Annotated in this window: 18 protein-coding genes and 1 tRNA gene; 13 read left to right on the top strand and 6 right to left on the bottom strand. The window is 51.3% G+C overall.

Annotated features, from left to right (window positions below; genetic code table 11):
* Positions 1-108 precede the first annotated feature (108 nt).
* Entirely contained in the window at positions 109-324 is a 216-nt protein-coding gene (locus EKM84_RS02910; protein WP_125763483.1) for a P8 family protein, read from the bottom strand.
* Positions 325-531: 207 nt separating this feature from the next.
* Between EKM84_RS02910 and EKM84_RS02905 the strand changes: the two genes are divergently transcribed.
* Entirely contained in the window at positions 532-1515 is a 984-nt protein-coding gene (locus EKM84_RS02905; protein WP_191988058.1) for an aldo/keto reductase, read from the top strand.
* A gap of 55 nt (positions 1516-1570) precedes the next feature.
* Here EKM84_RS02905 and EKM84_RS02900 read toward each other — a convergent pair whose 3' ends face one another.
* Together EKM84_RS02900 and EKM84_RS02895 are read right to left on the bottom strand one after the other, a co-directional pair.
* On the bottom strand, positions 1571-2089 hold the full coding sequence (locus EKM84_RS02900; protein WP_125763479.1) for a helix-turn-helix domain-containing protein: 519 nt from the start codon (positions 2087-2089) through the stop codon (positions 1571-1573).
* A gap of 151 nt (positions 2090-2240) precedes the next feature.
* A complete protein-coding gene (locus EKM84_RS02895) occupies positions 2241-2624 on the bottom strand; it encodes a glycine cleavage system protein H (RefSeq protein ID WP_125763477.1) in 384 nt (127 codons plus the stop codon).
* Positions 2625-3458: 834 nt separating this feature from the next.
* Between EKM84_RS02895 and EKM84_RS02890 the strand changes: the two genes are divergently transcribed.
* The 3 genes from EKM84_RS02890 (at position 3459) to EKM84_RS02880 (ending at position 5804) form a co-directional block, all read left to right on the top strand.
* The gene (locus EKM84_RS02890; protein ID WP_125763475.1) at positions 3459-4499 is read left to right on the top strand and encodes a lipoate--protein ligase family protein; all 1041 of its coding nucleotides are present in this window, start codon (positions 3459-3461) and stop codon (positions 4497-4499) included.
* The gene (locus tag EKM84_RS02885) at positions 4496-4810 is read left to right on the top strand and encodes a DUF7671 family protein (RefSeq protein WP_125763473.1); all 315 of its coding nucleotides are present in this window, start codon (positions 4496-4498) and stop codon (positions 4808-4810) included. The genes EKM84_RS02890 and EKM84_RS02885 overlap by 4 nt, the downstream gene beginning before the upstream one ends.
* 151 nt (positions 4811-4961) lie before the next feature.
* Entirely contained in the window at positions 4962-5804 is an 843-nt protein-coding gene (locus EKM84_RS02880; protein WP_125763471.1) for a Fic family protein, read from the top strand.
* A 112-nt stretch (positions 5805-5916) separates the two neighbouring features.
* On the opposite strand, the gene EKM84_RS02875 is transcribed toward EKM84_RS02880, so the two are convergent.
* Positions 5917-7569 carry a peptide ABC transporter substrate-binding protein gene (locus EKM84_RS02875; RefSeq protein ID WP_225418119.1) on the bottom strand — a complete coding sequence of 551 codons (1653 nt, stop codon included), beginning with the start codon at positions 7567-7569 and terminating at the stop codon, positions 5917-5919.
* Between the two features lie 753 nt (positions 7570-8322).
* On the opposite strand from EKM84_RS02875, the gene mutY reads away from it, so the two are divergent.
* From mutY to EKM84_RS02850, 5 genes are all read left to right on the top strand, one after another.
* Complete coding sequence (mutY, locus tag EKM84_RS02870; RefSeq protein WP_125763469.1) at positions 8323-9462, top strand: A/G-specific adenine glycosylase; 1140 nt, start codon at positions 8323-8325, stop codon at positions 9460-9462.
* An 88-nt stretch (positions 9463-9550) separates the two neighbouring features.
* Positions 9551-9871 (top strand): hypothetical protein, encoded by a 321-nt coding sequence (locus EKM84_RS02865; RefSeq protein WP_125763467.1) that lies wholly within the window; start codon positions 9551-9553, stop codon positions 9869-9871.
* An 11-nt stretch (positions 9872-9882) separates the two neighbouring features.
* A complete protein-coding gene (locus EKM84_RS02860; protein ID WP_125763465.1) occupies positions 9883-10497 on the top strand; it encodes an alpha/beta hydrolase in 615 nt (204 codons plus the stop codon).
* A 187-nt stretch (positions 10498-10684) separates the two neighbouring features.
* Entirely contained in the window at positions 10685-10888 is a 204-nt protein-coding gene (locus EKM84_RS02855) for a cold-shock protein (protein WP_024746588.1), read from the top strand.
* A 169-nt stretch (positions 10889-11057) separates the two neighbouring features.
* Positions 11058-11300: a cytochrome b5 domain-containing protein gene (locus EKM84_RS02850; RefSeq protein WP_125763463.1), complete on the top strand. Its 243-nt coding sequence runs from the start codon at positions 11058-11060 to the stop codon at positions 11298-11300.
* A 74-nt stretch (positions 11301-11374) separates the two neighbouring features.
* On the opposite strand, the gene EKM84_RS02845 is transcribed toward EKM84_RS02850, so the two are convergent.
* A tRNA-Arg gene (locus EKM84_RS02845) sits at positions 11375-11448 on the bottom strand.
* A gap of 127 nt (positions 11449-11575) precedes the next feature.
* On the opposite strand from EKM84_RS02845, the gene EKM84_RS02840 reads away from it, so the two are divergent.
* Both EKM84_RS02840 and EKM84_RS14120 read left to right on the top strand, forming a co-directional pair.
* Complete coding sequence (locus EKM84_RS02840) at positions 11576-11893, top strand: hypothetical protein (RefSeq protein WP_125763461.1); 318 nt, start codon at positions 11576-11578, stop codon at positions 11891-11893.
* Between the two features lie 108 nt (positions 11894-12001).
* Complete coding sequence (locus tag EKM84_RS14120; RefSeq protein ID WP_164511283.1) at positions 12002-12151, top strand: hypothetical protein; 150 nt, start codon at positions 12002-12004, stop codon at positions 12149-12151.
* A 442-nt stretch (positions 12152-12593) separates the two neighbouring features.
* Here EKM84_RS14120 and EKM84_RS02835 read toward each other — a convergent pair whose 3' ends face one another.
* Entirely contained in the window at positions 12594-13355 is a 762-nt protein-coding gene (locus tag EKM84_RS02835; protein WP_125763459.1) for an SDR family NAD(P)-dependent oxidoreductase, read from the bottom strand.
* A 176-nt stretch (positions 13356-13531) separates the two neighbouring features.
* Here EKM84_RS02835 and EKM84_RS02830 point away from each other — a divergent pair, with 176 nt between their 5' ends.
* Both EKM84_RS02830 and EKM84_RS02825 read left to right on the top strand, forming a co-directional pair.
* Positions 13532-14227, top strand: coding sequence for an NAD(P)H-dependent oxidoreductase (locus tag EKM84_RS02830; RefSeq protein ID WP_125763457.1), 696 nt, complete (start codon positions 13532-13534; stop codon positions 14225-14227).
* Positions 14220-14399, top strand: coding sequence for a hypothetical protein (locus tag EKM84_RS02825; protein WP_125763455.1), 180 nt, complete (start codon positions 14220-14222; stop codon positions 14397-14399). Before EKM84_RS02830 ends, EKM84_RS02825 begins: the two co-directional genes overlap by 8 nt.
* Positions 14400-15358 lie beyond the last annotated feature (959 nt).

Here is a 15358-nt window from a genome sequence, read left to right as displayed (position 1 = left end):
TACGTTACGGTATCTGAGGGGCCTCTTTGTATTTATTCAGCTTAATTTTGGCCAAAGAAAAATAACCCCACCACAAGGGCGAGGTTATTTTTAGGTTGAGACAGCCGGTTACTTCTTAAGGTTATCTTCCACGTAAGAACGAACTTCATCGTCGGACTTAGCGTCGATTTCCTTCATCGAAGCTTCAGTTTCATCGGTGTTGTGACCATTGGATTCCATGAAGTGATCCCAGAGAGCGTCACGAACAGGTAACTTCTTGTCGGACCAGTCGAACACTTCACTCATTTCTTTATCCAATAATGCAGTCTTTTCTACAACAGCCATAACCATTACCTCCAAAATAAATTTGGGGTCAGCGGATCTGTTACTGGCATGGGTACCACCGGCTTCAATTTTCATGGTAGTCCTTTTTGGTGAAAATGGTAAATATTTTGTTCATGTGGCGGGGGTTAGTTATTGACGCTCCCCAAATAAAACGGCAGAATATAGGGGATGGCGTCGGCGAGACTGGCGCAGAAAGCAGGGATTACGGTGAAGTATCGTCAATTTGGTAAAACTAACTTTAACGTTAGCGAAGTTTCCTTGGGCACTTGGCAGTTGGGGTCAAAGTGGGGCGACCCCTTCGACGAGGCTGATGCGCAAAACACGCTGGCCGCGGCCTATGATGCGGGTGTGAACTTCTTTGACACCGCTGATATTTATCAGGATGGGCAGAGTGAACGCGCGCTCGCCAAGTTTATCAAGGGCAAGCAGGATAAGGTGTTCGTCTCGACCAAGGTCGGCCGGAAGCTCGATCCACACGTGGCCAGTGGGTACACCGCAGCCAATATTACTAAATTTGTGGAAGAGAGCCTGACCAATTTAGACGTCGATGCACTGGACAACGTGCTGTTGCACTGCCCACCAACACCCGTCTACTACGAACCCGAAGTCTTCTTCACGCTCGACCAGCTGAAAAAGGCCGGTAAGATCAAGAACTATGGGGTTTCTGTCGAACGGGTCGAAGAAGCCATGAAGGCCTTGGACTACGACATTTCCGCCGTAGAAATCATCTACAACATGTTCCGCTTACGGCCAGCCGATAATTTCTTCAAGATGGCCCAAGCCAAGAACGTCGGCATCATCGCCCGGGTGCCGCTGGCTAGTGGCCTGTTGAGCGGGAAATACACGCTGGACACGACCTTTGGTAAGGCGGACCACCGAAACTTTAACCGGCACGGTGAAGCCTTCGATCAAGGCGAAACCTTCTCCGGAGTGGACTATGCCACGGGGGTCAAGGCCGCAAACGAATTGCACGAACGGTTAGGCTTAGACCAAGCGTTGGCACCATTGGCCCTACGTTACATTTTGATGGCCGATGCCGTTAGCACGGTGATTCCGGGTGCTTCCAAGCCAGAACAAATTACCCGCAACGTTGCCGCCGCTGATTTGCCAGCCTTTACCACTGACCAAATGGCCATTGTGCGTGACGTTTACAATAAATATATTAAGAACCCGGTTCAATACAAGTGGTAAATAAAAACTCCTGTGGAAAATTTCACGGGAGTTTTTCTTCAGTTTAAATTGTATATTACTGGTGTAGTAGTCCTGAATAAAAGCCTAAAAAGAATGAGTCAACTTGAGGAACTAGTAGCAAGGCAAGAGTGATTGTAGCAATGCCAACCATTAGCCAAGTATGATGTGACTTATTTTGTCGTTGCTGGGAATAGACTAAAAACAAGAGGACGATAACGCCAATCAAAATGAAAGACTGGGTATCATTTACAAAAGTTGTTTCACCAATTCCGAGACTGAGTGAAATAAGTGAAACGACAATAGCACAGCCAAAGCTTAACAATAAAACTAATGAAAATGGGCGATCGGTCGGATGGGCTAACTTATTCATCATGTGGGTATCTTGTCGGACAAACTCATCAATGGATAATCCGAATAGATCACTTAAAAGAACAACATTTGAAAAGCTGGGGAGAGCAGTACCTTGCTCCCATTTTGAAATGGACTGGTGTGAAATGCTTAAGCGATTAGCAAGGTCTTGTTGCGACCAATGTTTTAGCTCACGTTGGGTTTTAATTTGTTGACCAATTTGCATATGATTCTCCTCCTGTGGAAACAAGAATTATCATAGCAAATATTGGGATTAGTAGCACGCACTATTTGGTTGCAAACGGATAGTGGCGCTGTTTGTGGCCTATAGAAAAAACTAGCCAGGTTGTGAAAGCACTGACTAGTTTTGATAAAATTTAGGCAACCTGTAAATCCAATACCCAGTTGTCAGCTTGCTTGTTCTTGTTCATAGTGGCGGGGTCGCCAACTAAGTCTTCGTTGACCTTAACGACCGTCCCGGCGAACGGGGTCTTGAAGTTTTCGACGGCCTTATCGCTTTCGACTTCCAAAATGTCGTCGCCAGCGGCCAATACGTCATCGGCCAGAATAGGTAGGTCGGCGAAACTAATGTCACCGATTTGTTCGAGGGCGTCACTAGAAAGCCCCATTCGGTAGTGGCCTTGGTCACGTTGTTCCAGCCACACGCCATCCTTGACGGTAATTTCTGGTGCGGCCGGGGTTTTGTTTCCGCGGAACCAGTTCATTAGTCGTTGCCAAAAAGATTGTGGGTGTTCAGTCATCGTAAATTCCTCCCTAATGTCGTTGTTAATTTCTAGTATACCCTTTGCTTGTAACCGCTGACAATAACTTGCTCACGCTGAGGGTGCATGCTACACTAAAAATAATTTCAATCAGTGCTCGCTTGGGCTGAACAGTATTTCGCCTCCAGGCTGGTGAAAACTGGGCCTGGTCGCGTCCGTTCCCGGCGGCGAACTCAAAGTGCCCTGCTGTGGGGTCGGTTCCAGCCAAGGGGCGGGCTTCCACCTCAACTTTGAGCCAAAGATCGGTCTCAAAGGTTGTCCCATGGGCTAGGCTGGGAAAATACCCCAGCCAAGGCCATCGACACAGCCGGGCACCTTGGCTCGCCTCTGGTCACTTCCACGACCGGCCCATTTTTCCCAGCCCTGCGGCTAATACTGGTTTAGCCTGGAAGTGAGCGATCTCTTGTATGATCGTTAGTGAGGCAATGTTTAGCGAATTGACGTGTCTCAGTGACAATTAATGTCGCTAGAAATTGTAAATGAAAATAAACAGAACGGTGTGTTGTTGCCGTTGGTGTTTAGGCCGACGGAGCCTTGGATTTCTGGTGGAGCCGGAGGTAGTTAGGTGGCGAACCCTGTGATAGTGGTGTTAAACTGGGCGTTTTTCCCAGCTTTACAGCACGGACCGTGTTGGGGGACTTGTGATTTTGCAAGGCCCCCAACCGAGTCTGAAGACCGCTTCTCAGACTTCAGACGGGTCCCATAGGGTGAAGCTACCTAACTACCGCAGGCGGAGTCAGAAACCCAAGGCGGAATCCTGTCAGCCGCAGACACCAACACGAAAACACCTACCTGAAGGGAGCGTTACCTGAAATGTTTTTAATTGATACCAACCGCAACGGCCAAGTCGTGACCGATGCCATCGTCAATCAATCCATCGACAACTACTTAGTCAATGATTTAAAATTACCCGGCCACGGTTTGATGATGTACGTCAACCAACCGGCCGTCATCGTCGGCATTAACCAAACGGTGGGTGCCGAAGTCGATTTTCACTACTTAGAACAGAACCACGTCCAACTCGTGCGGCGGACGTCCGGTGGCGGCGCCGTTTACCACGATGAACGCAACCTGATTTTTGAACACATCATCAATGGTGATCCGCAAGACGGGTCGAAATTTGGGGACTACACGGTCTTTGCCGAACCCGTTTTGCGGGCGCTCAAAGCGATGGGCGTGGCCGACCTGGGCATCAGCAACAAGAGTGCCTTGACGGTCGACGGCAAGAAGTTTTCCGGCATGACCATGTTTAAAAATGGGGAAGGCTACGCGGCCGGCGGGACCATCATGTACGACCTGAACGTGGACGCGGCCCACGCCTCCCTTTTGCCAGCCAGCGACCGGCCCCATCGCGGCGTCGATTCCAACCGGGTGGCGATTACCAACCTACGGCAGTACCTGGCCCCAGAATACCGGGACTTGGACATTCAAGCGTTCAAGGAAGCCTTACTCTGCCACATTTTTGAAGTCGGTAGCTTAGATCAAATTGAAACGTATCACTTGAGCGACAAGGACTGGGCCGTGATCGATCAACGGCTAGCCGAAAAGTATGATACGGATGCCTGGAACTACGGGGCCAATCCCGGCTTCCGGGAGTATCGCAAGCTGACGGTTGCCAACGGTGAGCTGCACGTCAATTTCACCCGTCACGCTGGCAAATTGCGGACGGCCATGTTATTTGGCGCGATTGGCACCCCGGCGCAGTTGCACACCATTTCGGAACAGCTGACCGGTATCGACGCCACGCCCACCGCGGTAGAGACCGTGTTGACGCAGCCGGATGTGACGGCCGTGTTGGGTGCGGATGCCGTTGCGCCACTCGTTCAGGTATTCACTGAGGAGGCGGCGCAATGAAGGCCAAGTACGACGTGAACCAGTACGTCGGGGTGCCCGTGCAGGCGAATGCCTCCGGCGAGTACGAAATCAAACGCGAGCCGGATGGCGATTTCAAACTCCATTCCTGGCGCACCGGCCGCCACAGCAAGGGCAAGTACAAGGGGACTGGTCAAATTTTTCTGACCGAAAATCATTTGAAGGTGGCGGTGGTCGCTGCCTATCCAGTCGCCTATAAGGAACGGCACGAGTACACGCCAATGCAGCGGTTGACCAGTGAATTTGTCAGTGAAAACCTGATACAAGTTGCCATGGCTAAACTGCCGAGTTAATCGTAGCGAATTAAGTTGGTGACAACTTACGGCTTACCTACGCGCTTACTAAGTTATTTGCGACTAGATTTTAAGGCGACCGATAACGTCTCGGTCGTCTTTTTTGCTACAATAGTGGCACTATAACTTGCCAAAAGGAGTTGAAATTCTAATGTCAATCGAAGACAAACTAGCTGAAACTAGCGAACTTAAAGCGAAAATGATTACTTTTCGACCCTTATCAGTTGAACAGGTCAAAGAACTAAAACAGCGTGTCCGCATCGAACATGTTTGGTCATCTAACGCCATTGAAGGGAACACGTTAACCCGTTATGAAACCGCCTCAATTTTAAATACAGGGATGACAATCCATGGTGTTCCTGTTAAAGATGTTCTCGAAACATTGGATTTGAACGAAGCTTACGAGTACATGATGGAACTAGCTAGTCAACAGACGCCGTTAAGCTCCACTTTGATTCGCACACTAAATCGCATCGTGACGCTGCAAACGACCAATGACAAAGCAAATGCCGGCGTCTACCGAATTTTAGCCGCGTGGCCGTTTGGCAGTGAAGACAAGCCCTATGTCGCGCCGTTTGATATTGCACCGCAAATGGACCAGCTAATTGACTGGGCGCACACTGCGCAGATAGCCCGACATCCTGTCCAATTTGCTGCTGATTTGCATCAAAGATTTGTTTCAATCCATCCCTTTGCTGATGGTAACGGGCGAACGGCACGTTTGTTGATGAATATGGCGCTGACTCAAGCTGGTTACCCGGTTATCAATGTTCAGCCGGATAAAAAAGCACGGACCATCTACATGGAAGATTTGGCCGTTTCTCGTGAAAGCGGTAATCTAGAACCATTTGAATTCTTAATCAGTGATTATGTACACAAAACGTTGGCACAACGAATCAGTATTCTTGAGCTCAATGAGAAAAATCAAGAAGACGCCAAGAATGATGTTGATCCGCGGTTCGAGAAATTTTTGCGGGACAAAGGTCATCACTAGTAGACCAACAAACGGCAGGCCAGTATTAGCGGCAAAAAAATATGATCCACCTGGGAGAACGACACAAGTCTCAGGTGGATCATATCTTTTTTGACAACTATTAGAATGGGTACTATTTCACGAAGTAGGCACCCTTAAAGTTGGATTGCGTGCCAACCGTATTGTACTGCACCCCGTTGAGCTTGGGGTTGACAAGGTAGGTGCTGGCCGGTTGAAAGAGGGGCGTGACGCCCTGGGACTTCATCAACACACCGTCTGCCTTGAGCAGGGTTTTCCAGCGCGTACTGTTAAAGGCGGGCGCCGTGCTGGCCTGGGCAATCAGCTGGTCGTACGTGGCGTTCGACCATTTTCCCGTGTTGGCCATGCTGGTGCTGGTAAAGAGCGCCAACATTGACAGGGGGTCGGCGTACTGCGCGTGCTGGGTCGTCAGCGTTAAATCAGTGCTGGTCGGTGCCGGTAGTTCGTCGACGGACCATTCGCGGGGGACCAAACGAATCGTCAGGCCCGGCAAGGCCGCAGTCAGCTGTTGCTGCAACGTGTGGGCAATCTTGTGGCTGTAGGTGGCGTCCAAATAGCTCAGGGTCAGCGTGACGTGTTTGACGCCAGCCCGCTTCTTGGCCGTCTGCCAGAGTTTTTTAGCCAACGGCAAATTCAATTTCAGCGTCTGCTGTTGCGGTTGGGCGGCGGCAAAATCTGCCGTGCCCCGTTGACCGCGACTCAGACCGGCGGGGACAATCCCCTGAGCGGGAAGCGAGGTGCTCCCGTAAGACGCGGTGCCCAGTTTCTGCCGATCGATGGCGTGGGAAATAGCTAAGCGAGCAATCCGTTGTCGCAGCAATTGATTAACCGTCGATTCAGGTCCGGCCTGACGATAGTTTAACAACACCATCTTTGAGTACGGTCGCGCGGTGTAGGCGGCCTGTTTTTCAAACGATTTAATGTTGGCCTTGCCCAGCAAACGGACCTCATCGAGCGTGCCCTTGCGGTAATCCGTCCACATCTTGGCATTGCTATGGTAAACGTCCACGTTGATGCGCTGCAGGTAGACGTGCTCGCGGTCCCAGTAGTGTGGGTTAGGAATCATGTGCCAGTGTTGGGCGGTGTTGCCCTTGCTGGCGACCATGAATGGCCCGGCGTAGACTTGGTACTGCGGCTTAGTCGCGTACTTGTTACCATACTTTAGGGCGACGCGCTCATTTTGCGGACCAAACAGTGGGAACGTCAGTCGTTGTGGCAGTTCTGCCATTGGGTGATCCAGGTGAACGACTAATTTGAAACGACTCGGCGCGCTCACACCCAGCTTAGTTGCGGGTAGCTTGCCATCGAGAATTTGGCGTGCGTTTTGCATTCCGACAAAGAGGTCGGCGTTCGGCGCCTTGGTCGTTGGGGACAGGGCCCGTTGCCAGGAATAAACGAAGTCCCGGGCCGTGATGAGGTCGCCGTTGCTCCAGTGGGAATCGCGCCAGAGGGTAAAGGTGTAGGTCTGCTTATGATTGGTCACCTTGACCTTTTTGGCCAGCGCCAGTTCGGCTTGCCCCTCGCCAGTCGTTGAGTAGAGCCCTTCAATGGTGTTGTTCAGCCGCCCGAATTGGGTGAGCTTGTCGGTATCCAGCGTTGTCAGGGGCCGCGAGGTGGCCAGGGTGACGACCTGTTTGCGGGTCATGACGCCCTTGCTGTCACTGGTCGTGTGCGTTTCCTTGGCCATCTGGCAGCCGGCCAAGCTGGTACACAAGATTAATATTAGAAAGAATCGCCAACGTTTCACGTTTACCACTCCGTTATGTCATAGTCTCTTTTACGGGTTAAACTGCGCGTCTTACAGCGCCTCCGGGCTGGTGAAAATGGGCCGTGGCGCTGTGGGCGCACGTCTGGAGCCGAAAGGCGGTCTCCAGACTTACTTTGAGCCGAAGATCACGTCTCAAAGATAGCAGTTGCCTAAGCGGGGAACCCGCTAAGGCAACTCCCACGGCTGAGCCCATTTTCACCAGCCCTGCGGCTGACACGAGTTTAGCCCGTTCAGCTTTGTGTGTTTGTTTTCTGTGGGGGTTGCTGGTTCAATTTGTCCTTTAGATAGTTACTGCTAAGTCAGAGCCGGTGCACTTGTCACAGTCGGGCACCTTGGCGCGCCGCTGGTCACTAACACTGACCGCGACTGGCCCATTTTCACCAGCCCTGCGGCTTAGATGGGGTTAGCCCGTTCAGTTTTGTGTATTTGTTGTCGTAATGTTTAGAACCTTATTAATTGGCTTAGGTATAGTTAACTGAATTAGTATAGCAATCAATTGTTTCAATTTGCGACTTAACTAAGTAATCAAGTCTTAGACGATGACCTATCGAGAATCAACAATCATTGCCTCACTCGGCAGTCAACCTTGTCGGGGTTTCTACCTATGTTGTCATTCTTCACTGATGATAGGGGAGTCGTGGGGGGACGTCAAGCTTTACTTGTTCCGGGTGGGCGAATTCGCTAGAATAGGAAAAAGGTTTCGCAAATTAGAACGAAAGAAGGGGTCAGCTGATGGAAAAATGGTCGGCAGCCACCATCCGGGATTTTCGCCGGACGTTGTTGGCTTGGTATGATCAAGAGGGGCGGGACTTGCCGTGGCGGCGGGATCACGAGCCCTATCACGTTTGGGTCAGCGAGATTATGCTGCAACAGACGCAGGTCAATACGGTGATTCCGTATTACGAGAATTTTATGGCGACCTTTCCCACGGTCACGGCGTTGGCCAATGCCGAACAAGCGGACCTCTTGAAGGCCTGGCAGGGGCTCGGGTACTACTCGCGCGCCCGGAATCTACAACGTGCGGCACAACAGTTGGTTACTGACTATCACGGGGAATGGCCCCGGGCCGCGGCTGGCCTGGCTGACTTAGTCGGCATCGGTCCCTACACGGCCGGAGCCATCGCCAGCATTGCGTTTGGCGAAGTGGTTCCAGCGGTCGATGGCAATGCCTTTCGCGTCTTCTCACGGCTGTTACTGATTGACGATGATATCGCCAAGCCGCAGACACGGAAAATTTTTGAGCAGGTGATTCAGCCCATCGTCGACCCGGAACGGCCTGGCGCCTTTAACCAAGCCATCATGGACCTGGGCTCCAGCTACATGACGGCGAAAAATTCTGATCCGGCCCATTCGCCGGTCCGTGAATTTGACGCCTCCTACCGGGAAGGCCGGGTGGCGGATTTTCCGGTGAAGACCAAGGCACCGCGGCCTAAATTAATGCCGTATTATGGTCTGATTGTCCATTCACCCGCGGGGTACCTGATGGTTCAGCGGGATGCCAACCAAATGTTAACGGGCTACTGGACGTTTCCATTAGTGATTCAGGCAGAACTCCGCGAGACCGTGCCGGTGGATGAACCCACGTTGGAGACGGACATTGCGGCACTGGAACAGCAATTTGCCACGGACTATCAGCTCCCTATCAGCCTCACACCGGTCAGTGGGCAGCCGGTCAGTCACACCTACACCCACCAGCGCTGGCAGGTTAAGTTACTGGTCGCGGAATTGGCGACGACACCTGCACTGACCTTTTACCCTGGTAAATGGGTGCCGGCAGCTGAGATTCGGGACTTGCCACTGCCTAAGGTGCAGGAAAAAATCATGACGCGCTACCAAAACCAGGGCCATCCGCAGGCATTTCCCAAGAATTAGTTTCCGTTCGGGCAAAATTGCAGTATCATCGAGTTAATTAGAAAAAGACTGTCGTTTTGGGGAATAACCTACGAAGGAGTGACTGGGCATGCAAACGATTTTTGATGTATTGAAGCATATTTCGGTAAATCACCAGGAAGTAGAAAGCAACCAGGTCGTCATCACCGATAAAGTTGGCAAGCCAAATGGGTTGTTGACCGATCTGTTGCATGACTTGATCAATAACGCCTTACTGTTTGTCACGTTGGCGGATTTAGAGTCGGCCGATGAGTTAATTGAACACTTACGAACCCACACGCCGCTACCCGTGGACGTGCTGAGCGAATACGGCAAGATCTTAACGGAAACGTGTGCAGGCTTGAATTTTGCGCCCCAGAAGGGCCAGATTGAAATCATCGTCCAACGTTAGGAGGCTGACCGATGGCGGAAACGGATTTAATCGAAACGATGCCTGGCGCCAATACGGCAGCCCCGCTTTTGCTCTTACAGGGAACTGGCGGGACGAACCAGGAAATGCTGACGTTTGGTCGGCGATTGGCTCCGCAGAGTCCATTGATCACGATTGCGGGCCGGCAGGGTGTTGGCGCGCAACGGCAATATTATTCGCAAACGGCGGCGGGACCCGTGAACCCGGCACAAATCGCTGAAGAAGCCAGTTGGCTGGGTGAACAGGTCCAACAGGTCTGCCAGGAGCACCGCTGGGACGCTGAGCGGCTGGTGGTGGTCGGTTATTCAAATGGTGCGGCCATGGCTGCCTACGGGGTCCTAACGGGGCAAATTCCGGGGCAGGCGGCGTTGCTCTTCCATCCGTTGCAGTTACCGGTGGCATTGCCAGTCCAGCGACCCGGTTATCGGGCTTGGCTGTCGGCGGGGGAACATGATCCGCTGGTAACGGTCGCCACGGTAAAAAAAGTTTTAAAAAGTTTTGACGAGATTCAGGCGGAAACGACGATGGAAATAACGGGCGGAACTCACCAGCTGACGCCGCATGAGGTGCTTGCGGCACAAACATGGTTAACAGTGAATGCTTTATAGGGGTCGCTAAAAAGTTTGCCGATTTCGACACTTTGCATTTGCTATTCTCGGGAATACCTGTTATTCTATGACTAATGTATTTATGGTTCGGAAGTAAAGGCTCGACGTTCTTATAAGAATGGCTCCTTTTTACCCCAGCTTTCAAATGCAAATATTATTGCGCTATGCGCATGGAGGTTTCATTCTTATGGAACAAGGTACTGTTAAATGGTTCAACGCTGATAAAGGTTACGGCTTCATCACTTTGGAAAACGGCTCAGACGTTTTCGTTCACTTCTCCGCTATCAACAGCGAAGGCTTCAAGACTCTTGAAGAAGGCCAACACGTATCCCTTGATGTAGAACAAGGCGACCGTGGCCCACAAGCTGCTAACGTTACGGTAGTTGACTAATTTACATTAGCCTAAATCGTGCTTAGTAAAAAACCACTGACTTCGGTTAGTGGTTTTTTTGCGTCCAAATTTAAAAGCGAAAGCAAGGTTATCACCTGACAAGCGAATTACTTGTATTGTTTGGCAACTCAGTTTACGATAAGGGTAAATCTATTAGGCGGTGATTTGTGTGAGTGAAGAAAAAGTTTTCAACCAAGCAGAATTAGCGAAGTTTAACGGTCAAGACGGCCAACCAGCCTACGTGGCGATTGCGGGCGTCGTATACGACGTTAGCGGCGTCGAAGCCTGGGCCGGTGGCAAGCACCACGGTAACTTGGCCGGTCAAGAACTGACCAGTGTGATCGATGGCAAGTCGCCTCACGGTCGCAAGGTTCTGAAGAACTTACCGGTTGTTGGCAAGTACGAAGACTAAAGAATTGAACACTTAGAGATACGAAAAAGGTTGGGACCTAGTCCCAACCTTTTTGATAACCCATTTAATTGTGATGTCGCAAGAGAGGTTCGAACCCTCGACCTACGGTTTAGAAGACCGTTGCTCTATCCAGCTGAGCTATTGCGACAAAATCCCAATAACTCCTTAATTATAGAGAAGCAACGTAGCCGTGTCAATCACTGTTCTGCACCGTCAGTTGACAGGGGACCGTCGTTCCAGTAAAGTTAGGCTAAATCATAGAAGGAGGGTTTCCCTTGGGTGTCGTTCATATCGTTGCCGAGGCTATTGTCTTTTTCGCGGCTATTTTACTAATCTATTATTTCTTCCAAATTACACAAGCGCTCGGCGACCGCAAGAAAAATATTCGTTACTTAATTATCTCTGCCGTGGTCCTGTTCATTGCCTACCCAGTGTCTAATTTGTCCGGGAAAAAGACGGTTAATCCGTCAACCCAGATTTCGGATCAGGTTCGTAAGGTTCAAAAGAAGCACAAAGAGAAAAAGGAATCCGAGAAAAAAGAGTCCGAACAGAAATCATCAAGTCGCGCAAAGAGTCAGTCAGAAAGTAAGTAAATCGCTAAAATTATCAAGAATTCGTTACGACTAGTTCACACAACTTGCAATCTTCCTGTAACATTAGGATAATATATTTGTAACCTAATGTTGACGGGGGGAATTGTGATGCATGCAGTAGCTATTATTATCATGATTATTTTGATTGCCGGGGTTAGTCAGTTGTACCTGAATAACCGGAATGCTTTCCGTAAGAAGAGCAAGCATCTGGCAACTCGTGACAAATTCCATGACGATTCAAATCGTCGGTTAAGTTAATTTTGGGTAACGTCTAGTGTTTCAGCTAGGCGTTTTTCTTTTGGCCGAAAATGGGTGGCAGATAGCTGGTCGTTCCCGGCGGCGGATTCAAGTTGCCCTGCTGTGGGGACCGCTTCCAGCCTAAGGGGCGGTCTTCCAGCTCGCCTTGAAACCTCGCTGAAGTGCGCGAGTTTCCAAGGTCGTCCCGTGGTCTAGGTCGGGAAGTCCCCCCGACCAACACCACCGACACAGCTGACCAACTTGATCCGCCTCTGGTCACTGATACTAGCCGCCCATTTTCGGTATTCTTGTGCTTGACTGGTGGGTGACTGTGGTGTTTTCAAGTCACGGATTGGGTTAGGCCGGGTAGTCTGCTTCTCTGAATCTAAGGATGCAACTCAAAAAGCCGCCACGCAGAAAACACTCAGCGTGACGGCCACCTATTAAGTTGAGCAGCAATCATTTAATACATTTGAATGTCGCCACCGTCGACCATCAGCGTTTGGCCTGTCATGTAGGCGCTGGCGCTGCTGGCGAGGAAGAGGGCGACGGAACCGATATCTTGTTCAGGGTCACCCAGGCGGTGCAGCGGAATGCTGTTGACCAAGTGGTCGTATTGTTCCGGCGCAGCCTGATGCCACTGCTTGACGCCCTCGGTTTCAGCGATGGGGGAAATGATGTTCAGGCGAATGCCATCGGGGGCCCATTCGTGGGCGACGACACGGGTCAATCCCCGGATGGCTTCCTTAGCCGCAGCGTAGGCCGCCTGCGTTTGTTGGCCGCGAATGCCGGCACCGGAGGCAAAGTTGATGACGCAACCCTGCGTGGCTTTCAAGGGTTCATGTGCCAATTGCATCAAATGCCGCGTTGGGTTGAAGCTAGTATTAAAGGACAACGCAAAGTCATCGTCGGTCAGCTGGTCAAACGGCTTTTGCCGGGAAGCGTGGGCGTTGTTGATCAACACGTCCAGCTTGCCAAATTTGGTGATGGCCGTTTCAATGATTTTTTGGTCATTCTCGTATGTAGAAATATCCACGTTCAGCGTCTCAATTGTGCCAAAGGCGGCCAATTTTTTCGCAGCGGCCTGGAGATGTTCGTCGTTCACGTCGACGATTAAAACCTGCGCGCCCGCCTTAACGAAGGCCGTTGCCATGCCGAAGCCGATGCCGCCCGCACCACCGGTGATGATGACGCTCTTACCTTGTACGTCCCACTGAATTGCCATATGTGTGTTCCTCCTTGAATTAAGTTAATCGTTTGATCAGCGAGCAATTATACAGGAGTTCATTATTTTTGTAAACGGTTTCACAAAAATAGTCAAACTAACCGGGCGTTGGTTTCAGTCGTTTCACTATTTTGTGATACAGTAGTTCTAGAGAAAATAGAAAAGGAGCTGAGGCCATGACGACCCTCGTGTTAGTCTCGCATCCCCACCTGGCGGATTCGACCAGCCAACAATTTTTGAAGGCGAGTCTGCCAGCGAATGAGGACATTATTTGGGAGCATATTGAAAGTCAACCAACCCTAGATGTGGCGAAGGAACAGGATCAATTGCGTCACGCCGACCGCATTATTTTACAATTTCCTTTGTATTGGTACGCGGCCCCCGCAGGCCTCAAGCAGTGGGAGGACACCGTGTTGACCCGGACGTTCGTGTATGGCGACCACCGCTACCCCTTGGCCGATAAGGAATTGGGTATCGTGGTGACCACCGGGATGCCGGGCAAGGCCTTTCAACGGGGCGGTGCCGAGCAAATCACGTTGGACGCGGCCTTAGCGCCATTAGCCGCAGTTGCCGAACGGGCCAAAATGACCTGGCTGCCCATCTTCGCCATTCACCAGTTTGCCTACCTTGAAGAGCCCGAAAAACTCCAATTGGTGGTGGACTACCAGCGCTACCTGACGCAAGAGCAGCCTGACAGTTTGGGCGACCGCCAGGCCTGGTTTGCCGAACGTTTGCCAGAAATGATCAAGCAATTGCCGCCGGAACAACAGGCAACCGGCCGACTGATCGAAGCCGAATTTGCCCAACAAAAAGATGATATCGACGCTTTGGCGGACACCTTGTCGCTGATTAAGGAGCAGGAAGATGACTGAACATTCACAATGGCTCCAACTTCAAATTGATAAATTAGCCGAACAGCAGGGGAAGTTCACCGACCGGGCGTTTTGGCTGGCATTGGCCGAATTGGTACGTGAACAGGAACGGCGAAGTGACCAGTTGCGCGGCGAGGTAGACGGCCGCACCTGGCGCCCCGACCGGTGGTAGGCGGCGTTTCTTGCTTCGCCTGCGGTGGTTCAGACACTTCAGGCTGTGGGGACCGCTTCCAGCCAGGGGGCGGTCTGCCAGCTTGCCTTTAAGCCTTGAGGGGCGCAAGTCTTAAAGGTCATCCCGTGCTGTAGGCTGAGAAAAAACCTCAGCCAACACCACCGACACAGCCTTCGCATCTGACCACCTCCGGCTCCGCGGCAACAACCGCCTAACACCGGTGTGGCTTGGATTGGTTAAAGTGTGTTGTTATGGAATGGTTGTTGCGCTTGCGGTTGGTGGGGTGGACAGCACCTGAGGGGACCGATACAAGCCTGAGAAGCGGTCTTGTATCTTGCCTTTGAGCCTTGAAAGGCGCAAGTCTCAAAGGTCATCCGTGCTGTAGGCTGAGAAAGAACCTCAGCCAACACCACCGACACAGGCCTCGCCACCCCACCAGCCCCCAGCTCCACTGACATTGGTTAAACCAATACCGGTGGCTTGTTTTTGAATTTTAAAGGATATTTCGGTAACTATAATTGTTGGCCTCATCTCAGCAAACACCACTGACACAGCCTTCGTATCTGACCACCTCCGGCTCCGCGGCAACAGCCACCTAGCACCAGTTTAGTTTGGATTGGCTAAACCAATGTCAGTGGCTTGGTTTTGAACTTAACATTGTGATATGCATAAGATTATGGAAGAGGACTGCCAAGCAAGGCGGATACATTTGTGACAACCGCATATTTGGCGGCTAATGTTTGGCTCCACGACTGTGAAGATGTCATGGTCGTTGTGAGTGATCAGAGGCGGATCAATACGGGCAGCTGTGTCGGTGGTCTTAACTGAGTGCTTTTCTCAGTTTAGAGCACGGGACGACCTTGGAAACTCGCGGTCTTTGCGAGGTTTCAAGGCGAGGCGCCAGACCGCTTCTCAGGCTGGCGCCGGTCCCCACAGCAGAGCGTCTTGAATCCGCCGCC

The sequence above is a fragment of the Levilactobacillus mulengensis genome (genome assembly GCF_003946045.1).
Lineage (GTDB): Bacteria > Bacillota > Bacilli > Lactobacillales > Lactobacillaceae > Levilactobacillus > Levilactobacillus mulengensis.
Note: the sequence above shows the minus strand (reverse complement) of the source record. Positions and strands in the feature narration are given on the sequence as shown.

Coding starts and splice junctions, on each gene's coding strand:
- EKM84_RS02910 (WP_125763483.1), bottom strand. CDS start 324: ATGGCTGTTGTAGAAAAGACTGCATTATTGGATAAAGAAATGAGTGAA.
- EKM84_RS02900 (WP_125763479.1), bottom strand. CDS start 2,089: ATGCAAATTGGTCAACAAATTAAAACCCAACGTGAGCTAAAACATTGG.
- EKM84_RS02895 (WP_125763477.1), bottom strand. CDS start 2,624: ATGACTGAACACCCACAATCTTTTTGGCAACGACTAATGAACTGGTTC.
- EKM84_RS02890 (WP_125763475.1), top strand. CDS start 3,459: ATGTTTTTAATTGATACCAACCGCAACGGCCAAGTCGTGACCGATGCC.
- EKM84_RS02885 (WP_125763473.1), top strand. CDS start 4,496: ATGAAGGCCAAGTACGACGTGAACCAGTACGTCGGGGTGCCCGTGCAG.
- EKM84_RS02880 (WP_125763471.1), top strand. CDS start 4,962: ATGTCAATCGAAGACAAACTAGCTGAAACTAGCGAACTTAAAGCGAAA.
- mutY (WP_125763469.1), top strand. CDS start 8,323: ATGGAAAAATGGTCGGCAGCCACCATCCGGGATTTTCGCCGGACGTTG.
- EKM84_RS02865 (WP_125763467.1), top strand. CDS start 9,551: ATGCAAACGATTTTTGATGTATTGAAGCATATTTCGGTAAATCACCAG.
- EKM84_RS02860 (WP_125763465.1), top strand. CDS start 9,883: ATGGCGGAAACGGATTTAATCGAAACGATGCCTGGCGCCAATACGGCA.
- EKM84_RS02855 (WP_024746588.1), top strand. CDS start 10,685: ATGGAACAAGGTACTGTTAAATGGTTCAACGCTGATAAAGGTTACGGC.
- EKM84_RS14120 (WP_164511283.1), top strand. CDS start 12,002: ATGCATGCAGTAGCTATTATTATCATGATTATTTTGATTGCCGGGGTT.
- EKM84_RS02835 (WP_125763459.1), bottom strand. CDS start 13,355: ATGGCAATTCAGTGGGACGTACAAGGTAAGAGCGTCATCATCACCGGT.
- EKM84_RS02830 (WP_125763457.1), top strand. CDS start 13,532: ATGACGACCCTCGTGTTAGTCTCGCATCCCCACCTGGCGGATTCGACC.
- EKM84_RS02825 (WP_125763455.1), top strand. CDS start 14,220: ATGACTGAACATTCACAATGGCTCCAACTTCAAATTGATAAATTAGCC.